The 6725-nt window shown below is 69.8% G+C and carries 5 protein-coding genes; 2 read left to right on the top strand and 3 right to left on the bottom strand.

Going from position 1 to position 6725, the window contains the following annotated elements:
* Positions 1-60: 60 nt before the first annotated feature.
* Together PLP61_RS13605 and uvrB are read right to left on the bottom strand one after the other, a co-directional pair.
* A complete protein-coding gene (locus PLP61_RS13605) occupies positions 61-1332 on the bottom strand; it encodes an integrase core domain-containing protein (RefSeq protein ID WP_502889055.1) in 1272 nt (423 codons plus the stop codon).
* A gap of 131 nt (positions 1333-1463) precedes the next feature.
* Entirely contained in the window at positions 1464-3578 is a 2115-nt protein-coding gene (gene uvrB / locus PLP61_RS13600; protein WP_324503277.1) for an excinuclease ABC subunit UvrB, read from the bottom strand.
* 102 nt (positions 3579-3680) lie between these two features.
* On the opposite strand from uvrB, the gene PLP61_RS13595 reads away from it, so the two are divergent.
* Both PLP61_RS13595 and PLP61_RS13590 read left to right on the top strand, forming a co-directional pair.
* The gene (locus PLP61_RS13595; protein ID WP_324503276.1) at positions 3681-4460 is read left to right on the top strand and encodes an META domain-containing protein; all 780 of its coding nucleotides are present in this window, start codon (positions 3681-3683) and stop codon (positions 4458-4460) included.
* A gap of 51 nt (positions 4461-4511) precedes the next feature.
* Positions 4512-5768: a phospholipase D-like domain-containing protein gene (locus tag PLP61_RS13590; protein ID WP_324503275.1), complete on the top strand. Its 1257-nt coding sequence runs from the start codon at positions 4512-4514 to the stop codon at positions 5766-5768.
* 13 nt (positions 5769-5781) lie between these two features.
* Here PLP61_RS13590 and PLP61_RS13585 read toward each other — a convergent pair.
* A partial coding sequence (locus tag PLP61_RS13585; protein WP_324503273.1) for a DNA-3-methyladenine glycosylase family protein occupies positions 5782-6725 on the bottom strand: 944 nt, incomplete at its 5' end.

Genomic DNA, 6725 nt, shown 5'->3' with positions numbered 1-6725 from the left:
TGTGATGTCTCAGGACATCGGTGACAGAACTGCATCAGGACATGGGTGACAGTTGATGTCTCAGGACTTTGGTGACGTATCGGGGTTCTTGTAGCGCTGGCCGGGTCGTCGGCCGTTGCCGACGTAGGTCACGCCGGGACCGGGTCGGGTGGGCTCGGCGAGGATCTCGCCCTGTAGGTCTGTCACGGTGATCTGGTCGCCGTCGGTGATGATCAGGACCTGCTTGAAGCCGTGTGTCGCGCCGAGCATGTACTGGACCTTGTCCAGGTAGAGCGTTCCGGCGCTGGTCAGCTTCTTGGTGATGGTGTCCTCGGGCAGGTCACCGGGCACGGGCTGTGGGGCGGGTCGATGGACGCGGGGGCGGATCAGTTGTTCCCGGCTCGGCCGAGGGGCTTCGGCGACCGGTGTTGCGTCCCATGCCTGCTGCGGTGTCATCCGACCGGGAAGTCCCTGGTGAGGCCGCTCGGTGTTGTAGAGGTGGTCGAACGCGTCGACCTGGTCCTGCAGCTGATCCAACGTCGCCGCCAGCGGCTGCTTGTCGAGGAACCTGAACAGGGTCTGGTGGAAGCGCTCGTTCTTGCCCTGCGTGGTCGGCTTGTAGGGCTTGCCGGTGATCGGCTCGACGCCGAGCTCCATCAGGTGCACGACGAGCTGGCCAAGGATTCCGCGCCTGGACGGGTTGAGCGCCAAGCCGTTGTCCGACAGCAGCCGTTGCGGCACACCATGCGCGGCCACCGCCTTGTCGAAGACGGCGATCGCCGCATCGGACGTTTCGGCCCACGCAACCTGGGAGGCCACCGCGTAGCGGGAGTGGTCGTCGATGAGCTGGAGGATCACGCACTTGCGACCGCCCGTCAGCACGTACTCGGTGGCGTCGAGCTGCCAGCAGGCATTCGGCGCCGGGTAGACGAACCGCCGCCACGACGCGCGCGGTCGCTTCTTCGGCTCGAGTCGGGCGACGCCTGCTTCGCGGAAGATCCTGGCCAGCGACGCGACCGACGGAACCGGGGACATGCCGAGTGTCCGCATCTTGTCGTGCACGCTGATCGGCCCGTGGTCCAAGCCCGAGGACTCCAACGCGGCACGCACCGCAATGGCCTGCTGCTTGACGTCTTCGGTGAGCTTGGCCGGGCTCGTCCTCGGCCGCCGGCTACGCGGCTCGAGCACTGCGGCCTGCCCGTCGGCCAGGGCCCTGGCGCGGATCGCATAGAACGTCTTGCGGGAGATCTCATGCTCGGCGCAGAAGGTCGTCACCGCTCCGCGGGGAGCATCCTCGGGCCACTGGGCGATCGCGAGACGGACACGGGGATCGACAGGCTTGTTGGTGGACACCACCACAGAGAGCCAGAAGTGTCACCACCAAGACGATTCAAAGTGTCACCGATGTCCCGATTCAGAAACGTCACCGATGTCCTGCGACATGACAGCCCCGCACAGCAGGTGTCATGTCGCAGGGCCAGCCGCTACCGCGTCGCCTCCACCATCTGCCGCAGCTCGCGCTTCAGCTCGCTGATCTCGTCGCGCAGCCGCGCGGCCACCTCGAACTGCAGCTCGGCCGCGGCGTGCTTCATCTGCTCGGTGAGCTGCTGGATCAGCTCGGCCAGGTCGGTGCTGGGGAGGCCGGCCAGGTCGGGCGCGTGGCCGGAGGTCTTCATCTTCGACAGGCCTGGGACCGGCGCCTTCTTCGAGCGCGGGTCGAGGTGCGCCCAGGTGGCCAGCAGCTCCTCGGTGTTCTCGTCCTCGCGGGCGAGCATCTCGGTGATGTCGGCGATCTTCTTGCGCAGCGGCTGCGGGTCGATGCCGCGCTCGGTGTTGTAGGCGACCTGCTTGGCCCGCCGTCGGTTGGTCTCGTCGATCGCCGCCTCCATCGAGGGGGTGATCACGTCGGCGTACATGTGTACCTGCCCGGAGACGTTGCGCGCCGCGCGGCCGATCGTCTGGATCAGCGACTTGTCCGAGCGCAGGAAGCCCTCCTTGTCGGCGTCGAGGATCGCCACCAGCGACACCTCGGGCAGGTCGAGCCCCTCACGGAGCAGGTTGATGCCCACCAGGACGTCGTACTCCCCCAGCCGCAGGTCGCGGAGCAGCTCGATGCGCTTGAGGGTGTCGACCTCGGAGTGCAGGTAGCGGGTGCGGATCCCGGCGTCCAGCAGGTAGTCGGTGAGGTCCTCCGACATCTTCTTGGTCAGCGTCGTCACCAGCACCCGCTCACGCGCCTCGGTGCGGAGCCGGATCTCGTGGATCAGGTCGTCGATCTGCCCCTTGGTCGGCTTCACGACCACCTCGGGGTCCACCAGGCCGGTGGGCCGGATGATCTGCTCCACGGCGTGGTCGACCCCGCCGGTCCGGTCCAGCTCCCACTTGCCCGGCGTGGCGGAGAGGTAGATGGTCTGGCCGATCCGGTCGAGGAACTCCTCGAACTTCAGCGGCCGGTTGTCCATCGCGCTGGGCAGCCGGAAGCCGTGGTCGACGAGGTTGCGCTTGCGGGACATGTCGCCCTCGTACATCCCCCCGACCTGGGGCACGCTCACGTGGGACTCGTCCACCACGAGCACGAAGTCCTCGGGGAAGTAGTCGAGCAGGCAGTTCGGCGCACTGCCCCGGCTGCGGCCGTCGATGTGCATGGAGTAGTTCTCGATGCCCGAGCACGAGCCCACCTGGCGCATCATCTCGATGTCGTACGTCGTGCGCATCCGCAGCCGCTGCGCCTCCAGGAGCTTGCCCTGGCGCTCGAAGTCCTCGAGCTGCTCAGCCAGCTCCGCCTCGATCCCGGCGATGGCCCGCTCCATCCGCTCCGGTCCCGCGACGTAGTGCGAGGCGGGGAAGATGTAGAGCTCGGTGTCCTCGGTGAGCACCTCGCCGGTCACCGGGTGCAGGGTCATCAGGCGCTCGATCTCGTCACCGAAGAACTCCACCCGGACCGCGAGCTCCTCGTAGACCGGGAAGATCTCCAGGGTGTCGCCGCGGACCCGGAAGGTGCCCCGCGTGAAGGACATGTCGTTGCGGGTGTACTGGATGTCGACGAGCCGGCGCAGCACCGAGTCGCGGTCGTGCTCGTCGCCGATGCGCAGCCGCACCATCCGGTCGACGTACTCCTGAGGGGTGCCCAGACCGTAGATGCAGGAGACGGTCGACACGACGATGACGTCACGCCGGGTCAGCAGGGAGTTGGTCGCCGAGTGCCGCAGCCGCTCGACCTCCTCGTTGATCGAGGAGTCCTTCTCGATGTAGGTGTCGGTCTGCGGGACGTAGGCCTCGGGCTGGTAGTAGTCGTAGTAGGAGACGAAGTACTCCACCGCGTTGTCGGGGAAGAGCATGCGCAGCTCGTTGGCGAACTGGGCCGCGAGCGTCTTGTTGGGCTGCAGCACGAGGATCGGCCTCTGGATCCGCTCGGCCACCCAGGCCACGGTGGCGGTCTTGCCGGTACCCGTGGCCCCGAGCAGGACGACGTCCTGCTCCCCCGCCGTGATCCGCCGGGTGATCTCCTCGATGGCCGCGGGCTGGTCACCCGAGGGCTGGAAGTCCGAGACCACGCGGAACGGCGCCACCCGGCGCTCGAGATCGGTCACTGGTCGCATGACCACGAGCCTACGGGGACCCACCGACACACCAGGGGCACGCGGGAACCACCGACGGCCCGGCTCCGTCATACTGGCCGCGCCCCTTGAGAGGACCCCTCGATGACCCGACTGCTCGCCCTCGTCCTGAGCCTGCTGCTCCTCGCCTCCGGATGCGGCAGCGACGACGGCGGGACCGCCACCGAGCCGACGGACGTGGACCTCTCGGGGACCTGGCGGCTCACCAGCGGCACCGCCTCGGGCGGGACGCTCGCCCTGGACGACTCCCACCCCGTCACGCTGCTCGTCGAGGGTGACCGGGTGAGCGGGGTGTCGGCCTGCAACAACTACATGGGCCAGGTCACCGTGTCCGGGTCGTCGGTGACCTTCGGCCAGCTCGGCGGGACCCAGATGGCCTGCATGCCGAGCTCGGTGATGGCCCTGGAGCAGGCCTACCTCGCGGCCCTCGGCACGGTCGACACCGGCGCCCGCGACGGCGACACGCTCACGCTGTCCGGCCCGGGAACCACCCTCACGTTCGAGCCGGTCCCGCCCGTCTCCGACGCCGACCTGGTCGGCACCCGTTGGACGCTGGACTCGCTCGTGGAGGGCAGCACGGTGTCGTCGGTCCAGGGCAAGCCCGCGACGCTGGACCTCGCGGCGGACGGCACCGCGAGCGGCAGCACCGGGTGCCGGAGCTTCCGGGGCGACTGGACGCTGAGCGGGGAGCAGCTGACGCTCCCGGCGCTGGCGACCACCATGCAGGCCTGCCCCGAGGGTCTCGGCGCGCAGGACGACCTCGTCCTCGCGGTGCTCACCGGGCCGGCAGAGGTGACCGTGGAGGGCTCCTCGCTGAGCCTCACGCTTGCCGACGGCCGTGGCCTGATGTACCGCTCCGAGTGACGGCCACGTCGTTCGGCCGCCCGGGCACCTCCCCTGGGTAGATTGGGCCCGGTGAGCCCCTCCGTCGCCGGTCGACTGCTGCGCGTCGTACGGCGCGTGCTGCTGACGGTCCTGACGGTCCAGCTGGCCACCGCGCTCGGGCTGACCCTCGTCGACTCCTACCGGCGCCGTGGGAAGCGGCCCCGGCCGTTCCCCACCGCACCGCCCGAGACCGTCACCGTCGGCGAGGGCGCCATCACCACCTACACCTTCGGCCAGGACCTGTACGACGCCATGCTGGCCGCGATCGCCTCGGCGAAGCACCAGGTGCTGCTGGAGACCTACATCTGGAAGGGCGACCGGGTGGGCGAGCAGTTCAAGGCCGCCCTGGTCGAGGCGGCCCGGCGGGGGGTGGAGGTCTACGTCATCTACGACGCCTTCGCCAACCTGGTCGTGCCCCCCTCGTTCAAGCGGTTCCCGCCCGAGCTCAAGGTGCTGCCCTACCCGGTCTACACCGCAGGACTGCGGTTCTGGAACCTGGGCCTCTACGGCCGCGACCACCGCAAGATCCTGGTGGTCGACGACGCCGTCGGCTTCGTTGGGGGCTACAACATCGGCACCGCCTACGCGACCGAGTGGCGCGACACCCACGTGCGGATCACCGGCCCCGGGGTGTGGGACCTCAAGCGCACCTTCGCCGACTTCTGGAACCTCAACCGGCGCCACGCCCTGCGCCGCCCGGAGAGACCGCTGCTGCTGGAGACGACCTCCTCGCAGTGGGAGCCGCGGATCAGGTTCCAGCGCAACATCCCGCGCCTGTGGATGTTCCCGATCCGCGGCATGTACCTGGAGGCGATCAACCGGGCCACCCGCAACGTGTGGCTGACCTCGGCGTACTTCATCCCCGACCAGGACTTCGTCGACGCCCTCAAGAGCGCAGCACGGCGCGGCGTCGACGTGCGCCTCCTCATCCCGCTCAAGTCCAACCACATCGTGGCCGACTGGATCTCGCGCGGCTACTACTCCCAGCTGCTCGAGGCCGGGGTGCGGATCCTGCGCTACCGCGACGCGATGGTGCACGCGAAGACGGCGACCATCGACGGAAGCTGGTCCACCGTCGGCACGGCCAACGTCGACCGGCTCTCGCTGCAGGGGAACTACGAGATCAACGTGGAGGTCATCGACCCCGGGCTCGCGCAGAACCTGGAGCGGGTCTTCCTCCTCGACGAGTCCCACTGCCTGGAGCTCACCCGCCCCGAGTGGGAGGCACGGGACCTGCACCGCAAGTTCACCGAGCACTTCCTCCAGCCGCTGCGCCCCCTGCTGTGAGCCGCCCCGGGGCTCACCCCGGCAGGTGCGTGCGCGGGGCGAGACGGGGCCCGCGCCGGGGCCGCCGGGGCCCGGCCAGCAGAAGCAGCAGTGCAGCGCGGCCCCGCTGGGGACGGTAGGGCTCGAGCAGCTCGGCCAACGCGTCGTCGTCGAGGTCGTGCCCGTAGAGCGCCCAGCCCACCTCCTTGGCCAGGTGGTAGTCCCCGAAGCTCACTGCGTCCGCGTCGCCGAGCGCCCGGAAGCGCACCTCCGCGCTGGTCCACACCCCGACGCCTGGAAGCGACCGCAGCCGCCGGTCGGCCTCCTCGCCCGGCAGCGCGACCAGCCGCTCCAGCGAGGGCGCCACGGCTGCGGCGCGCACCACCACACGCGAGCGCGCGGGGTCGACGTGCATCCTGAGCCACTCCCAGGACGGCACCGTGCGCAGGGTCTCGGCGGCCGGCTGCACCCAGAGCCCGAGCTCCGCACCAGGACCCGGCGCCTGCTCGCCGTACCGCCGCACGAGCGCGCGGAACGCCCCGAACGCCTCCTGGCCGGTCACCTTCTGCTCGAGGGCGGCCGGGACGAGCGCCTCCAGCACCCGCCCGGTGCGCCCGATCCGCACGTTCGGGAACCGCCGCAGCGCCTCCGCGACCTGGGGGTGGTGCGGCTCGAAGCCGGTGGGGTCGTCCTCCGCGCCGAGCAGCGCGGGCAGCGCGTCGAGGGCCCACTCCGCGCCCTCCCCCCAAGCGCGGGCCAGCACCTCGCCCGCCCGGTCCAGAGGGTGGACGACCAGGGTGGCCGGCCCCTCCGGGGTGCGCAGACCGAGCCAGTGCCGGCCGGTCGGGTCGACGCGCTGCAGCTGCACGAGCCTGACCTCGACGCCGGCGCCGTAATGGTTGAGCGTGTCCTGCATCACCTGCCGGACCTCGTTTTCGATGGCGCTGCGGTCGGTGGTCAGCACCGCCTGGATGTTTC

It is taken from the genome of Nocardioides sp., assembly GCF_035429765.1.
GTDB lineage: Bacteria > Actinomycetota > Actinomycetes > Propionibacteriales > Nocardioidaceae > Nocardioides.
The sequence above is the reverse complement of the archived record's forward strand: the minus strand, read 5'-3'. Positions and strand labels throughout refer to the sequence as shown.